The sequence below is a fragment of the Nonomuraea jiangxiensis genome, from assembly GCF_900099965.1.
GTDB lineage: Bacteria > Actinomycetota > Actinomycetes > Streptosporangiales > Streptosporangiaceae > Nonomuraea > Nonomuraea jiangxiensis.
The window spans coordinates 172,601-196,065 of record NZ_FNDJ01000004.1 but is presented as its reverse complement, the minus strand read 5'-3'; the positions used below and the strand labels follow the sequence as shown (position 1 = coordinate 196,065).

Genomic DNA, 23,465 nt, shown 5'->3' with positions numbered 1-23,465 from the left:
CACCCCTCTCCACCTGCTGGACAGTTACGCCCACATGGTGGACTGACCTTCCGGCGAGTCGCCGTTGATCCCTCGCTATGGGAGTATTTCTTGGCCTAGAGGAGGGTACGAGGCCGTTGACGTCGGATCGCAAGCAGGACGGGCGCCGCATCGCCGGCCGCTACCAACTGCAGGAGCCCATCGGCAGGGGTGGCATGGGCATCGTGTGGCGCGCCCATGACGAGCTGCTCGACCGCACGGTCGCGGTCAAGGAGGTCAGATACGCCGCCGCGCTGGGCGAAGAGGTGCAGTTGCTGAACCGGCGGACGATGCGGGAGGCGAGGGCGGCCGCCAGGTTCGAGCATCCCAACGTGATCGTCGTGCACGACGTGATCGAGGAGGACGACCGGCCCTGGATCGTCATGCAGCTCGTGCCGTCACGGTCCCTGGGTGCCGTGATCAAGCAGGACGGGCCGCTGCCTGCCAAGCGGGTGGCCGAGATCGGCCTGGCCGTGCTGGACGCGCTGCACCGCGCCCACGAGTCGGGCGTGCTGCACCGGGACGTCAAACCCGAGAACGTGCTGCTGGCCGACGACGGCAGGGTCGTGCTCACCGACTTCGGCATCGCCACGCTGGAAACCGAGACGCAGCTCACGGTGACGGGCCTGGCGGGCACGCCGGCGTTCATCGCGCCCGAGCGGCTCAAGGGCCTGCCCGCGCGGCGCGAGTCGGACCTGTGGTCGCTGGGCGCCACCCTGTACACGGCCGTGGAGGGACGCTCGCCGCACGAGCGCGGGATGGCGCTGGCCACGATGCACGCCGTGCTGACCGACGAGCCGGATCCCGCCACGCACCTGGGCCCGCTCACCGAGGTGATCAACGGCCTGCTGGTGAAGGAGCCGGTGCAGCGGCTGACGTACGAGGAGACGCAGCGGCTGCTGCGCAATGCCCTCGCGGAGTCGAGCCCGCCGCCGACCGCGCAGATCCCGGTCACCCAGCCGTCGCCGGGGCCGAAGAAGTCGCCACTGGCCAAGCGGCTGCAGATGCCCGCGGTGGCCTCGTTCAAGCGCGCGCCCGTGGAGGACGACACCCCGACCGACCCGGACCTCGTCCCCACCCCTGAGTTCCCCCAGACCGGCGCGCGGCTGGCCGCCACGCCGAGCGAGCCACCGTCGCCGCCCGCCGAGTCCACCGTGGACGTGACCAAGGCCGACAACCCCCGCCGCACCGGGCTCGTCATCTCGGCGGCCCTGGCGGTGGTGCTGGTCGCCGGCGTGGGCGGTTACCTCGGCCTGCGCTCGGCCCCCGAGGACACGCCTGAGCCGCGCGACACGCAGGCCCAGACCGTCCCGCAGCCCTCCCCGAGCGGCTCCCCGCCGCAGTCGGCCCCGTCCACCGCGCCTCCCACCGTCTCGGCCACCCCCAGCGCCACCGAGTCGCCGGCCGAGAGCCCGAGCCCCACGCCGAGCGAGGAGCCGGAGAAGGATCCGCTGCCGTCCGGCTGGAAGATGTACAAGGACAAGGCGGGCTTCTCCATCGGACTGCCCAAGGGCTGGAAGGAGTGGACCCGGGACGGCCGGCAGGTCAAGTTCAAGGGTCCCGGCGCCGCGCCCAACGCCTACCTCATGATCGAGGAGGCGGCCAAGCCGGGCACCGACCCGCTCAAGGACTGGAAGAAGCAGGAGCCGAACCTCAAGAGGAACTTCGGCGGCTACCGGAAGCTGGACATCAAGAAGGTCGACGACCTGCCGGACGGCATCAAGGCCGCCGCCGACTGGGACTTCACCTGGAACACCAACACCGGCCCGACCCGGGTGCGCAACCGCGCGGTCGTCATGGACAACGGGCGGGCGTACGCGATCTACTGGCACACCCTCAAGAGCCACTGGAAGGACGACTACGACTTGTTCGAGGGCTTCTACGCGACCTTCAAGGGCAAGAAGTAAGCTTCCCCGAGTGGAAAGGCAGGTCGGCAACCGCTATCGGCTCATCGAGCCGCTCGGCGAGGGCGGCATGGGCGTGGTGTGGCGGGCCTACGACGAGTTGCTCGACCGCACGGTGGCGATCAAGGAGGTTCGCTACACGGGCGTCGGCGAGGCGCAGCGGGCCGAGCTCAACCGCAGGACCATCAGGGAGGCGCGGGCGGCGGGCCGCCTCGACCACCCGTCCGTGGTGGTCATCCACGACGTGGTCGAGGAGGACGGCCGGCCCTGGATCGTGATGCAGCTCGTCCGGTCCCGCTCGCTGGCGCAGGTGGTCCGCGAGCAGGGTCCGTTGCGGGTGGGGCAGGTCGCGGTGATCGGCGGCCGGGTGCTCGACGCGCTGCGCGCCGCGCACGCCACCGGGGTGCTGCACCGCGACGTCAAACCGGAGAACGTGCTGCTGGCCGACGACGGCAGGGTCGTGCTGACCGACTTCGGCATCGCCTCGATGGAGGCGGAGGCGGGGCTGACGGCGACCGGCGGCCTGGTGGGCACCCCGGCGTACATGCCTCCCGAGCGGCTGAACGGCGAGCCCGCCGGTCCGGAGTCCGACCTGTGGTCGCTGGGCGCGACGCTCTACGCGGCCGTCGAGGGCGAGGCGCCGTTCAGGCGGGACTCGTGGGCGGCGACGGTGGCGGCGGTGCTGCGCGACGTCCCGCGCCCGCCGGCGCGGGCGGGCGCGCTGGAGCCGGTCATCATGGGCCTGCTGCGCAAGAGCCCGGCCGACAGGATCTCCGCCGCGGAGGCCGCCAGGCTCCTGTACGCGGCCACGACCGCCCAGCCGGTCACCCCGGCTCCCCACCCGCCCGCACCCGCGCGGCCCCGCCTGGACAGCCGGTCAGGCGAGTCCTGGAGCCCCGCCGCCTGGCCGCCCCCGGGCGACCTCCCCACACCCGGCACCCAACCCGCCCCAGGCGCCCGTGAGACGACCGGAGACGTACGCTCAGGCCACTTGACGGCCCCCGGCGACGGGCTCCCCGTGAATGGACCCGCGGACGGACCGGGCACAGGCGGGCCGGGCACAGGCGGGCCGGGCACAGGCGGGCCGGGCACAGGCGGCGGTGGCACGTACGGGACGGTCACGACGCGCCCCGGGCGCGGCAAGGCGCTCTGGATAGGCGTGCCCGCCGCGGCCGCCGCGCTCGCGGTGCTGGGCACGGGCGGCGTGCTGCTGAGCGACCGCTGGACGACCCCGCTCCCCACCAGCCCCGCCGCCACGACCGGTCCCACCACGCGACCCACCACAAGCCCCAGCGGCGGGTCCACCGGCAGGCCCACCACGGCACCCAGCGACAGGCCCACCACCGCACCCCCGACCAGCAGGCCCGTGCCCGCCGGTTGGCGGCCGTTCACCAGCGGTCAGGGCCGGTTCTCCATCGCCCTGCCCGACCGCTGGACCGCCACCAACCACCCCACCAGGGACAGCGTCACCATGAGCGGCCCCGGCACCCCCGGAGCGCTCATCGTCGAGTGGACCGTTCCCGACGCCCCCCGGCAGGATCCGGTGAAACAGTGGCTGGCCCTGGAGAAGGAGATCCTGGCCAAGGGCGAGTTCCAGCGGTACACCCGCCTCGGCATCACCCCCGTCACCTACCTCGGCCGCAGGGCCGCCGACTGGGAGTTCACCCGGCTGCGCGAGGGCACGCTGATCCACGTGATCAACCGCCACGTCGTCACCGCCGACGGCCGCCCGTTCGCCATCTACTGGGAGACCCCGCACTCCCGCTGGGCCAAGGACAGGCACTTCTTCGAGACGTTCACGAGCACCTTCAGACCGCGGTGAAAGAGCAGGCACGCTTCTGGCGGCACCCGGCGGTGCCGGAGACCGACCTGCTCAAGGCCCACTACGTCACCCACCGCTTCGCCCGGCACGCGCACGACGGCTACGCGATCGGCCTCATCGTGACGGGAGTGGAGGAGTTCGACTACCGGGGCACGCTGCACCGGGCAGCCGCGGGCGAGATCGTGCTGGTCAACGCCGACTCCGTGCACACGGGGCAGGCGGGCACGCCGGACGGGTGGTCGTACCGGATGCTCTATCCGTCGGTGGACGCGCTGGCCGGGATCGCCGCCGAGCTGGGCGCGCCCCGCTCGACTCCGTACTTCCCCGAGCAGGTGGTGCGTGACGAGGCGGTGGCCGCGCTGCTCGGCATGGCGCACCTGGCGGCCGAGCGCGGTGACGCGCTGGCGGCCTCGACGCTGAGCCGTACGCTGTTCGCCCGGCTGCTGGCCCGCCACGCGGCGCCCCGGCCCGCCGCGGTGCCGCCCGGCGCGGGCAGGCGGGCCGTGCGCGAGGCGCTCGACCTGCTGCACGAGAGCCTGGTCGACCCGCCGACGCTGGACGACCTCGCGGACGCGGTGGGGACGCGGCCGTTCGCGCTGCTGCGGGCGTTCAAGGCCGCGACGGGCCTGCCGCCGCACGCCTACCTCACCTCGCTCCGGGTACGCCAGGCGCGCCGCCTCCTGCTGTCCGGCATGCGCCCGGCCCAGGTGGCCACCGAGGTGGGCTTCACCGACCAGGCCCACCTCAACCGTCATTTCAAGCGCATCATGGGCGTTCCGCCCGCCGCCTACCAGCGCACTGCAAGAACGTACAAGACCGGCGATTCCCCCGCCGCCTAGCCTCGGGCGGCATGGAACAGACAACACACCGTTCCGCCGCCGTGCGGGACGGTCTCGGCGTCGGCCTGGCCGTGGGGCTGTCCGGTGTCGCCTTCGGCGCCGCGGCGGTCACCGCGGGCCTGTCCGTGCCGCAGGCCTGCGTGCTGAGCCTGCTGTCGTTCACCGGCGCCTCCCAGTTCGCGCTGACGGGCGCGGTGGGCGCGGGCGGTGACCTGGTGGCCGCCACCCTCGGCGCGCTGCTGCTCGGCGGCCGCAACACCCTGTACGGACTGCGCCTGGCCGACCTGCTCCGCCCGCGCGGCCCGCGCCGGCTGCTGGCCGCCCACGGCGTGATCGACGAGACCACCGCCGTCGCCCTCGCCCAGCCCTCCCCCGAGGCGGCCCGCACCGGGTTCGTGGTCACCTTCACCACCCTGTACGCCACCTGGAACCTCACCACCCTGGCCGGCGCCTACGGCACCTCGTTCCTGGGCGATCCCGGCCTGCTGGGGCTGGACGTGGTGGGCCCGGCCGCGTTCCTGGCCATCCTGTGGCCCCGGCTGGCGGGCAGCGCCGAGCTGCGCCTGCTGGCCGCGGCCGCGGTGGTGATCGCGCTGTGCGCCACCCCCTTCGTCGCGCCCGGCATCCCCGTGCTGCTGTCGGCGGCCGCCGTGCTGGTGGTGCTGGTCCGATGACGTTGTGGTGGGCGATCGCCGCCCTCTGCGCGGGCTGCTACGCGCTGAAGCTGGCCGGGCTGGCCGCGCCGCGCAAGGTGCTCGATCATCCGGCGGTACGCAGGTTCGCGGAGCTGGTGCCGGTCGCGCTGCTGGCGGCGCTGGTCGCGGTGCAGGTGTTCACGGAGCGGGGCGAGCTGGTCCTCGATCCCGCGCGTACCGCCGGGCTCTCGGCGGTGGTGGTGGCCCTGCTGCTCAGGGCGCCCTTCCTGGCGGTGCTGGCCACCGGGGCGGTGATTACCGCGCTTGTCCGGGCGCTTCTGGGGTAGTCGCCGGACATGTCCGATGCAGCGGGGATGATCGGTGGGCGGTATCGGCTGCTCAGAATGCTCGGCAAGGGCGGCATGGGCACGGTGTGGCAGGCGCACGACGAGGTGCTGGGCCGGGACGTGGCGCTGAAGGAGATCCTGCCGCCGCCCGATCTGACGGGTCCCGAGCGCGAGGAGTTCGCCGTACGGACCTTCCGCGAGGCCAGGGCGGCCGGCCGGGTGGCGCACCCCGGCGTGGCCGCCGTGTACGACGTCCTGGAGGAGCACGATCACCCCTGGATCGTCATGCAACTCGTCCCCTCCCGCACCCTGGGCGAGGTGATCCGCGACGAGGGCCCGCTGCCCCCGGAGCGGGTCGCGGACATCGGGCTGCAACTCCTGGAGGCGCTGCGGGCCGCCCACGCCGCGGGGGTGCTGCACCGGGACGTGAAACCGGACAACGTGCTGGTCGCCGCCGACGGCAGGGCGGTGCTCACCGACTTCGGCATCGCCACCACGGAGGACGAGGCGCCCGTCACGAAGACGGGCGTACTGATCGGCACCCCGGCGTTCATGGCGCCGGAACGCGCGGCGGGCGGCCAGGCCACGCCCGCCTCCGACCTGTGGTCGCTGGGCGTGACCCTCTTCATGGCCGTCGAGGGCCACTCGCCGTTCCAGCGGGAGAACGCCCTGGCCTCGCTAGGGGCGGTCATGCACTCCGAGCCACCGCAGCCGGCCCGGGCGGGGCCGCTCGGTCCCGTACTGCTCGGGCTGCTGCACAAGAACCCGGTGCGGCGGATGTCGCTGGAGGAGGCCGAACGGCGGCTGCTGGCGATCCTGGGGGGCGGCTCGTCCCCGCACACGCGGCCGCTCGCCGTGCCCCGGAGGGCGGCGCGGCGGCGCCGGCCGCCGCTGGTCGCGTTCGCCGCGGGCGTGCTCGCCGTCGCGGCCGCCACGGGCGGCGCCGCCTGGTGGTCCAGCCGCCCCGACGACGTGCCCCCCAACCCGCGCGGCTCCGCGCCGGCCGTGGCGACGACGGCGCCGCCCACCTCCACGGCCTCGGCCCCGGCTTCGACCCCGGCATCGGCCCCGGCTTCGGCGGAGAACACCGAGCCGGACTCGGAGCCGACGTACGGGACCGCGGGACCGCGCACGGCGACCACCCCGCCACCCGTCAGGCAGCGCTCGCGGACCCCCACGGAGGAGCCGCGCGAGTCGCGGGCGCCCTCGCCGACCGCGTCCGAGGAGGAGTCCCAGGAGGAGTCCGAGGATGCCGACACCCCCTCCGAGAACCCCGGCCGGGTCGAGGGGTCCGACGGCGCGGCGGACGACGGCCCGGCGGAGTGATCAGGACTGCCGGAGGGTGACAAGGACGCGGGTCAGGAGCGCTGGCCGGCGTCCTCGCCGGCCAGGACCACCGGAGCCAACGAGGACGCCGGCCAGGACCGTCAGGGGCCGACGAGGACGCCGGTCAGGGCCGGCGGGGAGCCGGTGCGGGATCTGGTCTCAGGATTCGGCGCGCACGAGGTCGAGCGCCTGCTGCAGGTCCTGCGGGTAGTCGGTGCTGAACGACACCCACTCCCCGCTCGACGGGTGCTCGAACGCGAGCGTGACCGCGTGCAGCCACTGCCGGGTGACCCCCAGCCGGGCCGCCAGCGTGGGATCGGCGCCGTAGAGCAGATCGCCGACGCACGGGTGACGCAGCGCCGCCATGTGCACCCGGATCTGGTGCGTACGCCCGGTCTCCAGCTTGATGTCCAGCAGCGAGGCCGCCCGGAAGGCCTCCACCGTGTCGTAGTGGGTGACCGACGGCTTGCCGCCCGCGACCACCGCGAACCGGCCGTCCCCCGCCGGGTGGCGGTCGATGGGCGCGTCCACAGTGCCCCTGAACGGGTCGGGATGCCCCTGGACCAGGGCGTGGTAACGCTTGTCGACCGTACGCTCCTTGAAGGCCCGCTTGAGCCGCGAATAGGCGTGCTCGCTCTTGGCCACCACCATCGCCCCCGTGGTGTTGGCGTCCAGCCGGTGCACGATGCCCTGGCGCTCGGCCGCGCCGCTGGTGGCGATCGTGTGCCCGGAGCCGAGCAGGCCGCCGATCACGGTGGGGCCGGTCCAGCCGACCGTCGGGTGGGCGGCCACCCCGATCGGCTTGTTGACCACGACGATGTCGTCGTCCTCGTACACGATCGACATGCCCGGCACCGGCTCGGCCACCGGCATGGGGGTGGTGACCGGCGGGGGCATCGTGACGTCGAGCCACGCCCCCGCGTGCACCCGATCCGACTTGGCCGGTTGTCTGCCGTCCACCAGCACCTCGCCGTCGCCGATGAGCTCGGCCGCGCGCGTGCGGGAGAAGCCGAACAGCCGGGCCAGCGCGGCGTCGAGCCGCTCGCCCTCCAGCCCGTCCGGCACGGGCAGGCTGCGCTGCTCAGTCACCCTTCGACACCTCCTTGGTCCCGTCGATCTGTACGTTGCGCCAGGCGAGGAGCACCGCGAGGATGCCGCCGCAGACGATCGCCGAGTCGGCGATGTTGAACACGGGGAAATAGTCGATGATGGGGAAGTGGCCGGGGAGCACCTCGATGAAGTCGACCACGTGCCCCTGGAACTGGGTGGGACGGCCGAACCCCGAGGGATAACGCAGCAGCCGGTCCGTGAGGTTGCCGAGCGCCCCGCCGAGCAGCAGCCCGAGGGTGACCGCCCAGGCCCTGCTGCCCAGCTTGCGCGCGGTGCGCACGATGGCGACGACCACGCACACCGCGATGATGGTCAGGATGAGCGTCATTCCGGTGCCGATGCTGAAGGCGGCACCGGAATTGAAGATGACCCGGAACTGCAGCACGTCCGGGATGACGACCAGCGGCGCCTTTCCCTCGAGTGCGCGCAGCACCACCGTCTTGGTGATCAGGTCGGCCGCGTAGATCACGGCCGCCAGCACGATGAGGACGGCGAAGAGAACCTTGCGTGACGTGCCCGCCGGCGCCGCGGACCCCGCGTGCGCCGGGGAGGCCGGCTGCGTCGCGGAAGCGGGCTGCGTCGTTGCGGAAGTGTCCGGCGCCGGGGAGGCTTCCGGGGCTGGAGATGCTGGCGGTGCCGGCGCCGGAGACGCTGCCGGTGTTAGCGGCGCTCCTCCTTCTGCTTGCAGGCCACGCACAGCGTCGCCCTCGGGAACGCCTGGAGACGCTCCTTGCCGATCGGCTTGTGGCACGATTCGCACACTCCATAGGTCCCTGCGTCGATCCGGGCGATCGCGCGTTCGTTCTGCGCGACCAGATCGCGCGCATTCAGGGTAAGGGCGATCTCGCGTTCGCGCTCGTACGTCTTGGCGCCGGCGTCCGCCTGGTCGTCGCCGGCCCCCTGGGTGACGTCTCCAGAGGCTATCTCGGACTCGTGGCGGAGGATGTCCGCGTTGAGCTCGTCGATCTCGCTCTGGAGTCTGCCGCGTACCTCGGCCAGCTCCTCGTCCGACCACATCGACGGTGTAGCGGTCTGCGTGACTGCCGCCATGGCTGCCTCCCATTGCTGATCAAGGTCGTAAAGGGTGCGGGCAGCTTAGGATCCTGATAACGGAACGGCAAACGACCCGCCGGACGGTTTACCTCCCCCGTACTATCCCGCCTCGCGCATTCAACTCCTCAACAGGGACGTCCATTCCCACAACTTTGTCGCCTTTACGGCTTCACGACCGGAGTTGGGCCACTCGCGGTGACGATCCTGTGCGGCACCAGGAAAACCGGGAAGCCTTCGCCCCCACTCTGCGTTATGGTTTGAAGTCTGCAAGGCGTTGATGGGGCCCGACTGTGAGGGATATCACCCCGGAGCCGCCGGAAGAACGGCTTCCCGAGCTCATTAGACCCGGCAGCAGGCCGAATGAAGAGGGTCCCGCCCACCCGCGGGGCCAAGAAGGGTGGTACCGCGGAGCCGCCAGGCTTCGTCCCTTCACGCCGTCCAGCCGGTTCACGCGTGGAGGTCCCACCAGAAATGTCGTCTTTCCGCTCTCTTCCCTCGCAGGTCGACCTGCCCGCGCTGGAGCGCGAGGTGCTCGACCGGTGGCGCGACGGGAAGGTCTTCGAGCGTTCCGTGGAGCACAACTCCGGCAATCCGGCGTGGGTCTTCTACGAGGGCCCGCCCACCGCGAACGGCCTGCCCGGGGTGCACCACGTCGAGGCGCGCGTGTTCAAGGACCTGTTCCCTCGCTACAAGTCCATGCGCGGGTTCAGCGTTCCGCGCAAGGCCGGATGGGACTGCCACGGACTGCCGGTCGAGGTCGGTGTCGAGCGGGAGCTGGGGCTCTCGGGGAAGAAGGACATCGAGGCCTACGGCATCGCCGAGTTCAACGCCAAGTGCCGTGAGTCGGTGCTGCGTCACGTGGACGCGTTCGAGCAGATGACCGAGCGGATGGGCTACTGGATCGACCTGTCCCAGGCCTACCGCACGATGGACCCGTCCTACGTCGAGTCGGTGTGGTGGTCGCTGAAGGTCGTCTTCGACAAGGGGCTGCTGTTCCGCGACTTCCGCATCACTCCGTACTGTCCGCGCTGCGGCACCGGCCTGTCCGACCACGAGCTGGGCCAGCCCGGCGGCTACGAGACGATCTCCAGTCCGTCGGTATACGTGCGCATGCCGGTGACCTCCGGTCCGCTGGCCGAGCTGGGCGCCGCGCTGCTGATCTGGACGACGACGCCGTGGACGCTGGTGTCCAACACGGCGGTGGCCGTACATCCCGACGTGACCTACGTCGCGGCCCGCACCGCGGACGGCGAGGTCCTGGTGGTGGCCGAGCCGCTGCTGTCCGTGCTCGGCGAGGGCGCGACGGAGGTGGCCCGCTACACCGGCCGCGAGCTGGAGCGCACCACGTACACGCGCCCGTTCGACCTGGTCGACATCCCGGACGCGCACTGGGTCGTGCTCGGCGACTACGTCACCGTCGAGGACGGCACCGGCCTGGTCCACCAGGCCCCCGCCTTCGGCGCCGACGACCTGGCCGTGATCAAGAAGTACGACATGCCGATCGTCAACCCGATCGGACCCGACGGCCGCTTCCTCGACGACGTGCCCATGGTCGGCGGCACGTTCTTCAAGGACGCCGACGAGGAGCTGACCGAGGACCTGCGCGCCCGCGGGCTGCTGTTCCGCGGCGGCCACTTCGAGCACAGCTACCCGCACTGCTGGCGCTGCCACACGTCGCTGCTCTACTACGCCCTGCCGTCGTGGTACATCCGCACCACCGCGATCAAGGACCAGATGCTGGCGGAGAACGCCAGGACCAACTGGTATCCGGACACGATCAAGTGGGGCCGGTTCGGCGAGTGGCTGCGCAACAACGTCGACTGGTCGTTGTCGCGCTCGCGCTACTGGGGCACGCCGCTGCCGCTGTGGGTGTGCGAGGCGGACGAGTCCCATGTGACCTGCGTGGGCTCGCTGGCGGAGCTGGGCGACCTGGCGGGCCGGGACGTCTCCGCGCTCGACCCGCACCGCCCGTACGTCGACGACGTCACCTTCGACTGCCCCTCGTGCGGCGCGCTCGCCCGCCGCGTGCCCGACGTCATCGACGCCTGGTACGACTCCGGCTCCATGCCCTTCGCGCAGTGGGGTGAGCACGGCAAGCCGGAGGGCGTCTACCCGGCGCAGTTCATCTGCGAGGCCACCGACCAGACCCGTGGCTGGTTCTACTCGCTGATGGCGGTCGGCACCCTCGTCTTCGGCCAGTCCTCCTACGAGAACGTGCTCTGCCTGGGCCTCATCCTGGCCGAGGACGGCCGCAAGATGAGCAAGCACCTGGGCAACATCCTGGAGCCGATCCCGCTGATGGACCAGCACGGGGCCGACGCGCTGCGCTGGTTCATGGCCTGCTCCGGCTCGCCGTGGGCGGCCCGCCGGGTGGGGCACAACACCCTGGAGGAGATCGTCCGCAAGGTGCTCCTGACCCTCTGGAACACCGCGTCGTTCTTCACCCTCTACGCCAACGCCGAGTCCTGGACGCCGTCCCGGCTGGCGCAGGCCACGCCGGCCGCCGAGCGCCCGCTGCTCGACCGGTGGGCGCTGGCCGAGCTGCACAGGACGGTGGCGGAGGTCACCGCGGCCCTGGACGACTACGACACCCAGCGGGCGGGCCGCCGCCTGGCCGACTTCCTGGACGACCTGTCCAACTGGTACGTCCGCCGCTCCCGCCGCCGCTTCTGGCAGGGCTCGGAGGACGCGTTCGCGACCCTGTACGAGTGCCTGGAGACGGTGATGCGGCTGATGGCTCCCGTCACGCCGTTCGTCACCGACTACCTCTGGGACGTGCTGCGGGCCCCGGACGCGCCGGCGTCGGTGCACCTGGCGTCCTGGCCGGACGTGCGCGAGGACCTGCTCGACCCCGTGCTCTCGGACCGGATGGCGCTGGTCCGCCGCCTGGTGGAGCTGGGCCGCTCGGCCCGTGCCTCCTCCGGCGTCAAGACCCGCCAGCCGCTGGCCCGAGCCCTGGTGGGGGCGCACGACTGGCCGTCGCTCCCCGAGGAGCTGCGGGGCCTGGTGGCGGACGAGCTGAACGTCCAGGCGCTTGAGGACATGTCCGGCTTCAGCGCTGATCTCGTGTCCTACAGCGTCAAGCCCAATTTCCGGGCTCTGGGCAAGCGTTTCGGGTCCCAGACCAAGCTCGTGGCCGCCGCGCTGGCCGCCGCCGATTCCACCCGCGTGGCCCGTGCTCTGCGCTCCGGCGCCACGGTCATGGTGGAGGCCGACGAGCTGGGCGAGATCATGCTCGGCCCCGACGAGGTCATCGTCACCGAGCAGCCCCGCGCGGGCTGGGCCGTGGAGACGGGGGCGATCGGCACGGGCACGGGCGAGACGGTGGCCCTGGACCTGGAGCTCACCGACGACCTGCGCCGCGCCGGCCTCCTCCGCGAGGTCATCCGCCTGGTCCAGGAGGCCCGTAAGTCGACGGGCCTGTCCATCACGGACCGCATCGACCTGTGGTGGACCACGTCCGCCCCTGACCTGGCCGCGGCCCTGCGCGCCGAGGGCGGGGTGGTGGCGGAGGAGGTCCTGGCGACCACGGTCACGGAGGGCGCGGCCTCGGACGACGTCCCGTCCCACACGGACGCGGACCTGTCCCTGACCTTCCAACTCCGCCGCGCCTGACGCCCCCGGCGACGAGCCCCGGAGAACACGCGCCCGAGACGAACCCTCGTCTCGGGCGCACCCATGTCACGGCCCGGACCATCACCTCAGACGCAACGCACCCAGGGACAAGGTGTAACCCCAGGCCCAACCCCACACCGGGCGAGGTGTAGCCCGGGGCCCAACCCACACGGGGTGAGGTGTAGCCCCAGGTCGCACCCCATCCAGGAGCGAGGTGTAGCCCAGGCTCTACCCCACCCAGGGGCGCGGTGTCGCCCCAGGCCGCACCCTACTCAGGAGCGAGGGCGTCGCCCCAGGCCGCACCCCACCCAGGAGCGAGGGCGTCGCCTCACGCCCCTCCCCACCCACAGAGCACTCGATCAACAGGCCGAGGGCATAGGGGCTCCGCTCCCTGGGACTCGGACCGTCGTGCCGGGAGGGAGGGGGTCAGCGTGGTGGGTTCAGCTGACCGTCTCGCGGTCGTACTGGCAGACGGAGCAGCTCGTCAGACCGGCCGCCTCCGCCGCCGCCAGGGTCATCGTCTCCACGCCGTCCTCACCCGCGCCCCTGATCAGCGGGCACGCGGTGCTGTGGTAGCGACGGGTGCCGATGATGACCTTGACCTTGCCGCCGCGCTCCCCCGTGCCACCGCCCGTGGACGTGTCACCGACCGTGGTCTCGGGCTCGGCCTTGGACCCCGAGCCCGGTGTCTTGGGAGCGGAGCCGGACGCCTGCGCCCTGGGCGTGCCCGAAGGGGAACCACCCTTGGCCGTCACCCCGGCCCCGCCCGTCTTGGGCGGAGCATCCGGACTGCCCGTCTTGGAGACGGCGCCCGGCCCACCCGGGCGAGTGGTGGCGTCCGAATCACCCGTCTTGGCCGCGGCACCCGAACCACCGGTCTCAGCATCGGCGCCGGTCTTGGCAGCGGAGCCCGAACCGTTCGTCGCGGCCGTCTCGCTCGAACTGCCGCCCTTCGTCGTCCCGCCCGGCTCACCGGTCTTGGACGTCCCACCCGATGCACCGGCCTTCGACCCGCTGCCGGATCCACCGATCTGCGAGACACTGCCGGACCCACCGACCTTCGGTGCACTGCCGGATCCACCGACCTGCGAGACACTGCCGGATCCACCGTTCTTCGACGCGGTGACCGGCGCGCCGCCGCTCCGGGGTGCCGAACCGCTCCCCTCGCCTCTGGTCGCGTCGCCCTTGGCCGCGCCCGCCTCGGGGGCGGCGTCGGCCTTCGACGCGTCGGTCGTCCCGGCCGTCCCGCCCGCGCCGGAACCACCGGGCCTCGGGCTGGGCGTCCCCGGCTTCTCCTCAGCACGCGGAGCTCCGGGCTTGGTCCCGGAAGCGGAGCCGCCACCGGGTCCCGTGGGAAGCGGGCCCTTGGGCTTGGCCTCCGACTCGGCCGAGGACGCGGGCCGCGGATGCACCACCGCGCCCTGCTCTCCCGAGGCGGCCCCCTTGGCGGCCCCAGAAGGGCGCTGCGACGGCCCGGAAGCCGTCTCCGGGCGGATCGGTGCCCCGGAAGCAGAGAGGCGGGGCTGCGGGGCCGTGGCGGGCTCGAAGGCGTCGTCGTCCTCGGACGCGCCAGAGGCGGCCCGCCCCGGCTGGGCGCCCGGCGATCCCGGCTTGCCCGCGGACCCGGGCGTCGCGCCCTTCGGCCCCGGCTGCCCTGCGGATGCTCCGGCCTTGCCCCCGGACTGCCCCGGCCTGCCCGCAGACTCGCCCTCCGACTGGCCGGGCTTGCCCGGCTGCTGGCCGAGCTTGGCCGACGACTGCCCGAGCTTGGCCGGCGGCTGGTCGCCCTTGGCCGGCGACTGCCCGGACTTGGCCGGCGACTGGCCAGATGTGGTCGGCGACTCGGCGGACGTGATCCGTGGCTGGCCGGACGTGGCCGGCGGCTGGCCGGGCTTGGCAGACGGCTTGGCGTCGGGGTGACCGGGCGTCGCGGCAGCCTGCGCGGACTTACCAGGCGATGGCGAGCCGGACGGCTGGGATGAAGTGCCCCGACTGCCAGGACGGGACGCGGCCGGACCCGAGGGCGGCTCGGATCTGAGCGCCGACGGCGGCCGGAAATAAGAAGTCTCTGCCTCCGCCTGCTCGTCGTCCTGCTCGGCGGCGGAGGACGGTGCGCTCCTGCCCGCGGACGCGGGGGTGACGGTGGCGGCGGTGGGACCGAACCACCCGGTGGCGCCCTCCTCAGTGGAGGTCGCGGGCTCCGTGGTGGGGGTGGAAGCCTTGGTGTCGGGCTTCGGCGGGGCGACCGGCGAACGTACGTCGCGGGTCTCCGCGGAGTTTTCCGCCCGGGTCTCCGCGGCGAACGCGGAGGCGGGTCGGACGGCGGGCTCGGGGTCGGCGGCAGGCGGCAACTGCCGTCCGCCGAGCACGGCGTCGGGCAGGCACGTCGTGCAGGGCGTGAAACCCTCCTCGCGTGCCTCCTCGTAGGTGAGCTCCTCGTGACCCCGACCGCTCAACTGCCGGCAGCCGGGCACGTGGTACCTCTTGCGTCCCGGGATCACCAGCACGATCGCGTCCGGTGAGACGCCGCTCCTCGCGGGCCTGCGTGCGCCGGCCGCCGGGACGGTCGCCGTACGCGGACGGGGGGGTGGCTGGTGAGCCATGGGGCCGGTCTGGGGGTGCGGGAGGCCGGGCGGCATGAGCCCTTTCGGGGGGGTGGCCAGCGCAGCGGCCTGCCCGCCACCGGGAAAAAGCTCGTTACGCCGCAAAAACGCCCCGATCACCAGGAACAGCGCGGACAGCACGCTGACCACGATGGACCACATGATCAGGAACGGCTTCGCCAGTACGAAACCCGCGATCAGCAGTACGACCGCCGCGAGCACCAAACCAGCACTGATAAGGATCACAGGGGGCTCTTTCGAGTGACAGGTCCTAGCGACCGGTTACTTTACCGGCGGTCGTTGTGCGGACCGTCACCACCGGGGAAAGCGCCCTGCGGAGCCTCACCACCGAACGGGCTGGGGGGCCCGGGGAGCGGCGGCTGGCTCTGCGGCATGGCGTGCGACATGGCGGGAGCCTGACCCTGCGGACCACCGGACATCACCGGGAACCCACCGCTGCCCTCGGCGGCGACGTTGAGCTCGGCGAGCTGGTTTTCCAGGTAGAGCTTGAGCCTGCTGCGGTATTCGCGCTCGAAGCTGCGCAGCTCCTCGACCTTGCGCTCGAGCTCGTCACGGGTCTGCACCAGCGAGCCCATCGCCTGGCGGTGACGCTCCTGCGCGTCGCGCTCCAGCGTCTCGGCCCGGGCCCGGGCGTCGCCGATGACCTGCTCGGCCTGGCGGCGGGCCTTGGTGAGGATCTCGTCGGCCTCGCGCCTGGCCCGGGTCACCGTGTCGTCCGCCTCCCGGCGGGCGTCGGAGATGGCCTGGTCGGCGGTCTGCTGGGCGAGCGCGAGCACGCGGGCCGCGGTGTCCATGTTGTCCTCGGCCGGAGGCATGCTCATGGCCACGGGGACCGGCTGCTGCACCGGCGGCGGCTCGGGCGCCCGCATGGGCTCGGGCTGAGGTGGCGGGGGCGCCATCATCTCGGGCTTGGGCTGCTCCTGGACCGGGGCGGAGGCCATGGGCATGTTCATGCCGCCCGGCACCTTCCCGCGCAGGCACTCGGCCAGCTTGGCGCGGAGCTCCTCGTTCTCTTGGATCAGGCGGTCGAGCTCAGCCTCCACCTCGTCGAGGAAGGCGTCGACCTCTTCCTCGTCGTAGCCCGGCCGCAGCCGGGTGGTACTGAACTGCTTGTTCCGCACATCAGCGGGCGTCAGCGGCATTTTTGGTCTCCTTGGCGCGCTTGGAGTCTGTCCGGAGGGACGGTAACCCGAATCACTTCAGCGCGGACACGAGTTGGATCACGACCGGCGCCACACCGGCCCTCTCATCGCAGCGACCCGGCGATCTGGATCAGGATCAGCACGACGATGAAGAGCACAGTGAAGCTTAGGTCAAAGGCCACCGTACCCAACCGGAGCGGAGGAATGAAACGGCGGAGGAACTTGAGAGGTGGGTCTGTAGCGGTGTATGTGGCCTCGGCCAGCACCAGGACGACGCCGGACGGTCGCCACTGCCGGGCGAAAGCCTGCACCGTCTCGAAGATTATCCTGCCGATGAGCAGCACCAAATAGAGAGACAGGACTACGACCAAGATCTGACTCACGATCCCCACGGCCCGGCCGCGCCTCCACTTCTGATGTGCCCTCCCGGTCTCGGTGAGACCTGGTTGGGTGCGATAGACATACAGAGACTCTAACTCTGGTTGAAGAACCCGCGCTCCGCGATTCGGGCCTTGTCCTCGGCGGTCACCTCGACATTGGCAGGGGACAACAGGAACACCTTGTTGGTAACACGTTCAATGCTGCCATGTAGGCCAAAGACCAGACCTGCCGCGAAATCGACGAGCCGTTTCGCGTCACTGTCAACCATCTCGGTCAGATTCATGATGACCGGGGTGCCGTCCCGGAAGTGCTCCCCGATGGTACGCGCTTCGTTGTACGTCCGTGGGTGGAGGGTGGTGATGCGAGCCAGATCGGTCGTGCGGCGCTCCAGGATCGTCGTGGCGGGCCTGGGGGCGGGCACTCCTGGGTCGGCCTCGTCGTCGCGGTCCTGGACCGCCACGGGGCGCTCCTCGCCGGTCCGCTGCACCTCGTCCTCGTAGGCGTAGTCGTCCGGGTAGCTCTCATACCTCTCGTAGCGGTCGTCCTCCACGAGACCGAGGTAGACCGCCATCTTGCGCATCGCGCCGGCCATCGCTACGTCGTCCTCCTGCTCATGGTCGCACTCGCTCGAGTCCGTCGCCGGGTCCCGAGGCGGTAGGCGTACCCCCCTGGAGCTCACCGCTGATCGACCTCTACTTGATCATGGGCCTGCACACCCACTTGAGGGGACATTACCTGACGAAGGGCTTGCGACGACCGAGCAACGCCGTACCGATCCGCACGTGTGTCGCGCCGTAGGCGACGGCCTCGGCGAGGTCGTCGCTCATCCCCGCCGAGATCATCGTGGCGCGAGGGTGCTGCTCCTGCAGGCGCAGCGCCAGATCGCGCAGCCGGGCGAACGCCTTGGCCGGCTCCTCGCCCAGCGGTGCCACCGCCATGACGCCGCCCAGCCACACGCCCTCGGCCAGCGCCACCTCGTCCGCGAGCGCGAGCACGTCGCCCGGGCGGGCGCCGCCCCTGGCGGGGTCGTCGTCGAGCGCGACCTGCACCAGGCAGCCGATCCTGCGGCCCTGGCGGACCGCCTCCTTGCTGATCGCCTCCACGAGCCTGAGCCGGTCGACGGAGTGGATCACGTCGGCGTACCCGACCACGGAACGGACCTTGTTGGTCTGCAACTGGCCGACGAAATGCCAGGTCAGCGGCAGTCCGGCCAGCTCGTGGGCCTTGGGGGCGGCTTCCTGGTCGCGGTTTTCGCCGATGTCCCGCACGCCGAGCTCGCACAGGATCCGTACGTCCTCGGCGGGTCTGGTCTTGGTGACGGCGATCAGCGTGACCTCGCCGCGATCGCGTCCCACCGCGTGGCAGGCCGCCGCGATGCGGGCGTCGACCTCGGCGAGCCCGGCCGCGATCTCGTCGCTTCTCACATGCCTCTCCCCCTCACCCTCGCGCCCGTCCGTACGGCTTGCGCACGCCTCCAGCACAGCAGCCACCTTTCTGCCCCCCCGGGCCGAACCTTCCACCCTTGCACACACGACGGCGCCGCTCCCGTCCCAGCGGGGAGCGGCGTCAGGCGGCGGGCTTACTTCAGGAAGTCCGGGACGTCGAGCTCCTCTTCCTGTTCCTCGAAGACGACCCGAGGACGTTTGGCGGGCTCCGACATGCGGGAGGTGATGGGCGTGGGCGGGTTGGCGGGCTCGGGCGTGGGCCGGGGGATGGAGACGGGGCCGGACGGCTCGTCGGCGACGGCCTCGCCGGGATCCGGGGCGGGGGGCACCGGCGGCTGCACCGACTCCACCGGCCGCACCGGCTCGGGCCTGGGCTCCGACCGGAGGTCGGGCCTCGGCTCCGGACGGAAGTCGGAGCGCGGCTCGGCTCGCAGCGGCTCGGGACGGGGCTCAGGGCGGGGCTCGGGCCTCGGCTCCGGACGGAAGTCGGCACGCGGCTCGGACCGGAAGTCGCGCGGCTCAGGGCGCGGCTCAGGGCGCGCCAGGGGCGGCTCGGACTTCACGCTGGGCGACGACAGGCTCGGCCGCGCGGGAGAGGACACGGGCGGCGCGGACGGCGGCGCGGCGGGGCGGCTCGCCGGCCGCGGCAGCGGCTTCTCCGCCGGCGCCGGCACGTCGTCGAAACCGGCCGCGATCACCGTCACGCGCACCTCGTCGCCGAGCGCGTCGTCGATGACCGTACCGAAGATGATGTTGGCGTCGGGCGCGGCCGCCATGGACACGAGCTGCGCCGCCTCGTTGATCTCGAACAGGCCGAGGTCGGAGCCGCCCGCGATGGACAGCAGCACGCCGTGGGCGCCGTCGATGCTGGCCTCCAGCAGCGGGCTGGAGACCGCCATCTCGGCCGCCGCGACCGAGCGGTCGTCGCCGCGGGCGTGGCCGATGCCCATGAGGGCCGAGCCGGCGCCCGACATGACCGACTTGACGTCGGCGAAGTCGAGGTTGATCAGACCGGGGGTGGTGATCAGGTCGGTGATGCCCTGCACACCCGACAGCAGCACCTGGTCGGCGGCCTTGAACGCATCGAGCACGCTCACCTGCCGGTCGGAGATCGACAGCAGCCGGTCGTTGGGAATCACGATCAGCGTGTCGACCTCGTCGCGCAGCGTCTCGATGCCGGCCTCGGCCTGCGAGGCCCTGCGCCGTCCCTCAAAGCTGAACGGCCTGGTCACGACACCGATGGTGAGCGCGCCGAGCGACCTGGCGATGTTGGCCACGACGGGCGCGCCGCCGGTGCCGGTGCCGCCGCCCTCGCCCGCGGTGACGAAGACCATGTCGGCCCCCTTGAGGACCTCCTCGATCTCCTCGCGGTGGTCCTCGGCCGCCTTCCGGCCGACGTCGGGGTTGGCGCCCGCGCCCAGTCCGCGCGTGAGTTCGCGGCCGACGTCGAGTTTCACATCGGCGTCACTCATCAGCAGCGCCTGGGCGTCGGTGTTTATCGCGATGAACTCGACGCCCTTGAGTCCCTCCTCGATCATCCGGTTGACGGCGTTCACTCCGCCGCCGCCGATGCCGACGACCTTGATGACCGCGAGGTAGTTCTGCGGTGCTGCCACGACGAGGGGCCTTTCCGCTCGTTGACTTGCAATTCGGTGCGGATTGGATCCGCTTTTTCTCAGTTCGGGTAACTCTCAACCTCAGGTTGAGATTTAGATTTATGTCAACCTGAGGATTGATACGGACAGTAGGAGTTACGCTCCAGGCGGGTCAACTAACCGCGCCGCAAGCACGTCCGGCGTGTCGCGGGCTGTCCGTTTCGCTCCGCAGTCGCGCCTGGTCGGGGCACTCCTCCGTCCAACCACAGGCTTACAGGCTCTCACGGTCCGACCCCCGCCTCGCACCGGCTGGGCGATGCCCTTGCCCCGCAGTTGCCAGACCCTGACACTCGTGATCACTTCAGGGTCACCACGTCCGGGGAGCTGACGTCGTACAGGGTGACCGCTTTTTCGTGTTTGAGGAGCGACGCGAGAAGGCGGGACTTCTCTTCAGACCGGTCGGGGCCGCCCCAGATCACCGTACGGCCGTCGGACAGCTCCAGGGTCACGCCCTCCGCCGTCCCGGCGCGCACCTGCCGGAGTTTGCCCGCGACCACGTCCGGCACCGCCTGGACGACCTGCAGCGCCGCCATCATGACGGGATCGCCCTTGGCGGGGTTGTCCACTTTGAGCAACGGCAGCAGGGGCGGCACCGAGTTCTTCACCTCGATCACCACGCCCTGCTTGTCGATGACCGCGACCTTTCCCCCCGCCGCGATCGCGGCGACCGGCTCCCGCTCGACCACCGCGATCTTGAGCGTGCCCGGCCACAACCGGTCGACCTTGGCCGTGGCGAGCTGCCTGATGCCCAGCACCCGGGTCTCGACGTCGGCGAGGTTGACCGTGGCGAGGGGATGGAGATCGGCCACGCCGGCCTGCTGCTTGATCCGCTCGCTCGGGACTGTGATATTTCCCACGATCTCGATCGAGCGCACGCCCAGCACGGGCGAGAAGAACACGAGCCAGGCGGCCGTGCCCACCACTCCCGCCGTGAGCAGCACCAGGAACGCCGTCCGCGCCTTCATCGCCCTCCCACCCGTATCCGGGGCCCCAACACGTCGGCACCGAACCTACGCCGCCGCACGGTCCAACACCGCACGCCACGCCCAACGGCGGAGCCAGGGAACGCCCTCAGGAAAGGCGCGCGACGATCTGCGGGCCGAGCTCCGTCACGTCGCCGGCGCCCATGGTGAGCACGATGTCCCCGGGCCGGGCCCGCTCGGCCACCAGCCCCGGCACCGAAGCGCGGTCCGGCGCGTAGGACACCCGTCCCTCGGGCAGCGGCACCCGCTCGGCCACCATCGCGCCGGACACGCCGGGCTCGGGATCCTCCCTGGCGCCGTAGACGTCGAGCACGATCACCTCGTCGGCCAGCCCCAGCGCCGCCCCGAACTCGTCGGCGAAGTAGCGGGTGCGCGAGTAGAGGTGCGGCTGGAAGACCGCGATGACCCGCCCGCTGCCGGAGTAGGAGGCGACCACGTCACGCGCGGCCCGCAGGTCGGCGGTCAGCTCGGTCGGGTGGTGGGCGTAGCTGTCGAACACCGCGATCCCGCCGGCCTCGCCCTTGGCCTCGAAGCGCCGCTTGGCCCCCGTGAACGCCCCCAGCCCCTGCCTGATCTCCTCGAACGGCAGCCCCAGCTCGTCGGCCACGGCGATCACCGCGGTGGCGTTGAGCGCGTTGTGCGCCCCGGGAACGGCCAGCCGCACGTTTCCCCTGCCCTCGATGGCGAACACCGTGCCGAACCCGTCGGGCCTGACCCCGCTCACGCGGTAGTCCTCGCCCGCGACGCCGTACGTCCTGACCCGCAGCCCCCGCTCTCGCGCCTTGGCCGCCAGCTCGGCCGCGCCCGGGTCGTCGGCGCAGACGACGAGCAGCGAGCCGACCCGCTCGGCGAAGCGGGCGAAGCTGTCGTGCACGGCCCGCGGGTCGCCGTAGTTGTCCAGGTGGTCGGCCTCGACGTTGGTCACCACGGCGATGTCGGGAGCGAGCATGAGGAAGGAGCCGTCGCTCTCGTCGGCCTCGGCCACGAAGACCCCGCCCTGGCCGTCGTCGGCGCCGAGCCCGGTGGTGACGAGCTGGCCGCCCACGCAGTAGGACGGGTCGGCGCCGGACTTCTGCAGCGCCACGGTGAGCATGGAGGTGGTGGTGGTCTTGCCATGGGTGCCCGCGATGGCGACCGCCGTACGCCCTGCCATGACCGAGGCCAGCGCGGCGGCCCGCGGGATGATCCGCAGGCCCTGCTTGAGCGCCTCGCCCAGCTCCGGGTTTGAGTCGCGGATGGCGGTCGAGACGACCACGGTGTCGACGTCCCTGATGTGGGAGGCCGCGTGCCCGATGTGCACGGTCGCGCCCAGCTCCCGCAGCTCGGTGACCAGCTCGGAGCTGCGCGCGTCGCTGCCCGTCACGCGGACGCCGCGCTTGAGCAGGATGCGGGCGATGCCGGACATGCCCGACCCGCCGATGCCGATGAAGTGCACCCGCCCCAGATCCGCGACGGCGATGGGATCGACCAGCTTGACGAGACTCATCGGGCTATCTCCAACACTTTCCTGGCAAGCATGATATCGGCGTCCTTGCGCCCCAACCGGGAGGCGGCTTCCGACATGGTGACGACCCGCTCGGGGGCGTGCAGGATGGGCAGCACGTTCTGGATGATCCAATCAGGTGACAAATCGGCGTCGTCGACCACCATGCCGCCCCCGCCGCGCGCGATGCGCTCGGCGTTGATCCGCTGCTCCCCGTTGCCGTGCGGCAGCGGCACGTAGGCCGCCGGCAGCCCGACGGCGGTCAGCTCCGCGCACGTCAGCGCCCCGCTGCGGCACAGCGCCACGTCGGCGGCCGCGTAGGCGAGGTCCATGCGGTCGACGTAGGGCAGCAGCACGTATTGCGGGTCGCCGGGCGGCGGCTCCCGGTCGACGGTGTTGTCCGGGCCGAGCACGTGCAGCACCTGCACGCCCGCCCGGCGTAGCACGGGCGCGGCGGCGAGCGCCGCCTGGTTGATCGACATGGCGCCGCGCGAGCCGCCGAACACCAGCAGCGTCGGCCGGTCGTTCTCGAGCCCGAACCAGGAGCGCGCCTTGTCACCCGTGGACAGCCGGTCGAGGGTGACGATCTCGCGCCGCAGCGGGGTGCCGATGTATTCCGCCCTGGGCAGCGTGCTGTCGGGAAAGCCGCTGAAGACGTGGTCGGTGAGCCGCGCGCCGAGCCGGTTGGCCAGGCCGGGGCGGGGATTGGCCTCATGCACGACGATCGGCAGGCCGCGCCGCTTGGCCGCCAGGTAGGCGGGGGTCGCCACGTAGCCGCCGAAGCCGACCAGGACGTCGGCCTTGACCCGGTCGAAGACGCCGGCCATGGCGTTGATCGCGCCCGCCAGCCTGCCCGGCACGGTGAGCAGGCTCGGGGTGATCGCCCGCGGCAACGGCACGGCCGGCACCAGCTCCAGCTCGTAGCCCCTGGCAGGCACGAGCCGCGTCTCCAACCCGCGCTCGGTGCCCACGCAGGTGATGCCGACGCTCCGGTCAAGATGCCGCAGCGCGTCCGCAAGGGCGAGCGCGGGCTCGATGTGCCCGGCCGTCCCGCCACCGGCGAGGACCACCCTCATCTCGGTC

General features: G+C 71.9%; 19 protein-coding genes. 7 read left to right on the top strand and 12 right to left on the bottom strand.

The window, feature by feature from the left end; all coding sequences use genetic code 11:
• The first annotated feature begins 116 nt into the window (after nucleotides 1-116).
• The 6 genes from BLS95_RS10315 to BLS95_RS57715 are packed head-to-tail and all read left to right on the top strand — an operon-like array spanning nucleotide 117 to nucleotide 6,891.
• Complete coding sequence (locus tag BLS95_RS10315) at nucleotides 117-1,925, top strand: serine/threonine-protein kinase (RefSeq protein ID WP_176993116.1); 1,809 nt, start codon at nucleotides 117-119, stop codon at nucleotides 1,923-1,925.
• Nucleotides 1,926-1,935: 10 nt separating this feature from the next.
• On the top strand, nucleotides 1,936-3,744 hold the full coding sequence (locus BLS95_RS10310) for a serine/threonine-protein kinase (RefSeq protein ID WP_090930687.1): 1,809 nt from the start codon (nucleotides 1,936-1,938) through the stop codon (nucleotides 3,742-3,744).
• Nucleotides 3,741-4,583 carry an AraC family transcriptional regulator gene (locus BLS95_RS10305; protein WP_245764965.1) on the top strand — a complete coding sequence of 281 codons (843 nt, stop codon included), beginning with the start codon at nucleotides 3,741-3,743 and terminating at the stop codon, nucleotides 4,581-4,583. Before BLS95_RS10310 ends, BLS95_RS10305 begins: the two co-directional genes overlap by 4 nt.
• Before the next feature lie 11 nt (nucleotides 4,584-4,594).
• Nucleotides 4,595-5,257 (top strand): AzlC family ABC transporter permease, encoded by a 663-nt coding sequence (locus BLS95_RS10300; protein ID WP_090930686.1) that lies wholly within the window; start codon nucleotides 4,595-4,597, stop codon nucleotides 5,255-5,257.
• Nucleotides 5,254-5,565 (top strand): AzlD domain-containing protein, encoded by a 312-nt coding sequence (locus BLS95_RS10295; RefSeq protein ID WP_090930685.1) that lies wholly within the window; start codon nucleotides 5,254-5,256, stop codon nucleotides 5,563-5,565. The genes BLS95_RS10300 and BLS95_RS10295 overlap by 4 nt, the downstream gene beginning before the upstream one ends.
• 9 nt (nucleotides 5,566-5,574) lie before the next feature.
• Nucleotides 5,575-6,891 (top strand): serine/threonine-protein kinase, encoded by a 1,317-nt coding sequence (locus tag BLS95_RS57715; protein WP_176993115.1) that lies wholly within the window; start codon nucleotides 5,575-5,577, stop codon nucleotides 6,889-6,891.
• Nucleotides 6,892-7,050: 159 nt separating this feature from the next.
• Here the strand turns inward: BLS95_RS57715 and BLS95_RS10285 are convergent, their stop codons facing one another.
• The 3 genes from BLS95_RS10285 to BLS95_RS10275 form a co-directional block, all read right to left on the bottom strand.
• Nucleotides 7,051-7,980, bottom strand: coding sequence for an RluA family pseudouridine synthase (locus tag BLS95_RS10285; RefSeq protein WP_090930684.1), 930 nt, complete (start codon nucleotides 7,978-7,980; stop codon nucleotides 7,051-7,053).
• Nucleotides 7,973-8,485: a signal peptidase II gene (gene lspA / locus BLS95_RS10280; protein WP_281249983.1), complete on the bottom strand. Its 513-nt coding sequence runs from the start codon at nucleotides 8,483-8,485 to the stop codon at nucleotides 7,973-7,975. Before lspA ends, BLS95_RS10285 begins: the two co-directional genes overlap by 8 nt.
• A gap of 176 nt (nucleotides 8,486-8,661) precedes the next feature.
• Nucleotides 8,662-9,051, bottom strand: coding sequence for a TraR/DksA family transcriptional regulator (locus tag BLS95_RS10275; protein ID WP_090930682.1), 390 nt, complete (start codon nucleotides 9,049-9,051; stop codon nucleotides 8,662-8,664).
• 474 nt (nucleotides 9,052-9,525) lie between these two features.
• Between BLS95_RS10275 and ileS the strand changes: the two genes are divergently transcribed.
• A complete protein-coding gene (ileS, locus tag BLS95_RS10270; RefSeq protein WP_090930681.1) occupies nucleotides 9,526-12,669 on the top strand; it encodes an isoleucine--tRNA ligase in 3,144 nt (1,047 codons plus the stop codon).
• Nucleotides 12,670-13,109: 440 nt separating this feature from the next.
• On the opposite strand, the gene BLS95_RS55520 is transcribed toward ileS, so the two are convergent.
• From BLS95_RS55520 to murG, 9 genes are all read right to left on the bottom strand, one after another.
• Nucleotides 13,110-15,518, bottom strand: coding sequence for a hypothetical protein (locus BLS95_RS55520; protein WP_176993114.1), 2,409 nt, complete (start codon nucleotides 15,516-15,518; stop codon nucleotides 13,110-13,112).
• Between the two features lie 41 nt (nucleotides 15,519-15,559).
• Nucleotides 15,560-16,435: a DivIVA domain-containing protein gene (locus BLS95_RS10260; protein ID WP_090930679.1), complete on the bottom strand. Its 876-nt coding sequence runs from the start codon at nucleotides 16,433-16,435 to the stop codon at nucleotides 15,560-15,562.
• A gap of 104 nt (nucleotides 16,436-16,539) precedes the next feature.
• Nucleotides 16,540-16,827, bottom strand: a complete 288-nt coding sequence (locus BLS95_RS10255) for a YggT family protein (RefSeq protein WP_090930678.1) — start codon at nucleotides 16,825-16,827, stop codon at nucleotides 16,540-16,542.
• Nucleotides 16,828-16,907: 80 nt separating this feature from the next.
• On the bottom strand, nucleotides 16,908-17,408 hold the full coding sequence (locus BLS95_RS10250; protein ID WP_090931007.1) for a cell division protein SepF: 501 nt from the start codon (nucleotides 17,406-17,408) through the stop codon (nucleotides 16,908-16,910).
• 139 nt (nucleotides 17,409-17,547) lie between these two features.
• Nucleotides 17,548-18,240 carry a YggS family pyridoxal phosphate-dependent enzyme gene (locus BLS95_RS10245; protein ID WP_090930677.1) on the bottom strand — a complete coding sequence of 231 codons (693 nt, stop codon included), beginning with the start codon at nucleotides 18,238-18,240 and terminating at the stop codon, nucleotides 17,548-17,550.
• A 155-nt stretch (nucleotides 18,241-18,395) separates the two neighbouring features.
• Entirely contained in the window at nucleotides 18,396-19,877 is a 1,482-nt protein-coding gene (gene ftsZ / locus BLS95_RS10240) for a cell division protein FtsZ (protein ID WP_090930676.1), read from the bottom strand.
• A gap of 335 nt (nucleotides 19,878-20,212) precedes the next feature.
• Nucleotides 20,213-20,881 (bottom strand): cell division protein FtsQ/DivIB, encoded by a 669-nt coding sequence (locus tag BLS95_RS10235; RefSeq protein ID WP_090930675.1) that lies wholly within the window; start codon nucleotides 20,879-20,881, stop codon nucleotides 20,213-20,215.
• A gap of 106 nt (nucleotides 20,882-20,987) precedes the next feature.
• Nucleotides 20,988-22,385: a UDP-N-acetylmuramate--L-alanine ligase gene (gene murC / locus BLS95_RS10230; RefSeq protein WP_090930674.1), complete on the bottom strand. Its 1,398-nt coding sequence runs from the start codon at nucleotides 22,383-22,385 to the stop codon at nucleotides 20,988-20,990.
• Nucleotides 22,382-23,458, bottom strand: a complete 1,077-nt coding sequence (murG, locus tag BLS95_RS10225; RefSeq protein ID WP_090931006.1) for an undecaprenyldiphospho-muramoylpentapeptide beta-N-acetylglucosaminyltransferase — start codon at nucleotides 23,456-23,458, stop codon at nucleotides 22,382-22,384. The genes murC and murG overlap by 4 nt, the downstream gene beginning before the upstream one ends.
• Nucleotides 23,459-23,465: the final 7 nt, after the last annotated feature.

Excerpts from the sequence above, each read along its gene's own strand:
- BLS95_RS10300 (WP_090930686.1), top strand. The coding sequence starts at position 4,595 with ATGGAACAGACAACACACCGTTCCGCCGCCGTGCGGGACGGTCTCGGC.
- BLS95_RS10295 (WP_090930685.1), top strand. The coding sequence starts at position 5,254 with ATGACGTTGTGGTGGGCGATCGCCGCCCTCTGCGCGGGCTGCTACGCG.
- BLS95_RS57715 (WP_176993115.1), top strand. The coding sequence starts at position 5,575 with ATGTCCGATGCAGCGGGGATGATCGGTGGGCGGTATCGGCTGCTCAGA.
- BLS95_RS10275 (WP_090930682.1), bottom strand. The coding sequence starts at position 9,051 with ATGGCGGCAGTCACGCAGACCGCTACACCGTCGATGTGGTCGGACGAG.
- ileS (WP_090930681.1), top strand. The coding sequence starts at position 9,526 with ATGTCGTCTTTCCGCTCTCTTCCCTCGCAGGTCGACCTGCCCGCGCTG.
- BLS95_RS10260 (WP_090930679.1), bottom strand. The coding sequence starts at position 16,435 with ATGCCGCTGACGCCCGCTGATGTGCGGAACAAGCAGTTCAGTACCACC.
- BLS95_RS10250 (WP_090931007.1), bottom strand. The coding sequence starts at position 17,408 with ATGGCCGGCGCGATGCGCAAGATGGCGGTCTACCTCGGTCTCGTGGAG.
- BLS95_RS10235 (WP_090930675.1), bottom strand. The coding sequence starts at position 20,881 with ATGAAGGCGCGGACGGCGTTCCTGGTGCTGCTCACGGCGGGAGTGGTG.
- murC (WP_090930674.1), bottom strand. The coding sequence starts at position 22,385 with ATGAGTCTCGTCAAGCTGGTCGATCCCATCGCCGTCGCGGATCTGGGG.
- murG (WP_090931006.1), bottom strand. The coding sequence starts at position 23,458 with ATGAGGGTGGTCCTCGCCGGTGGCGGGACGGCCGGGCACATCGAGCCC.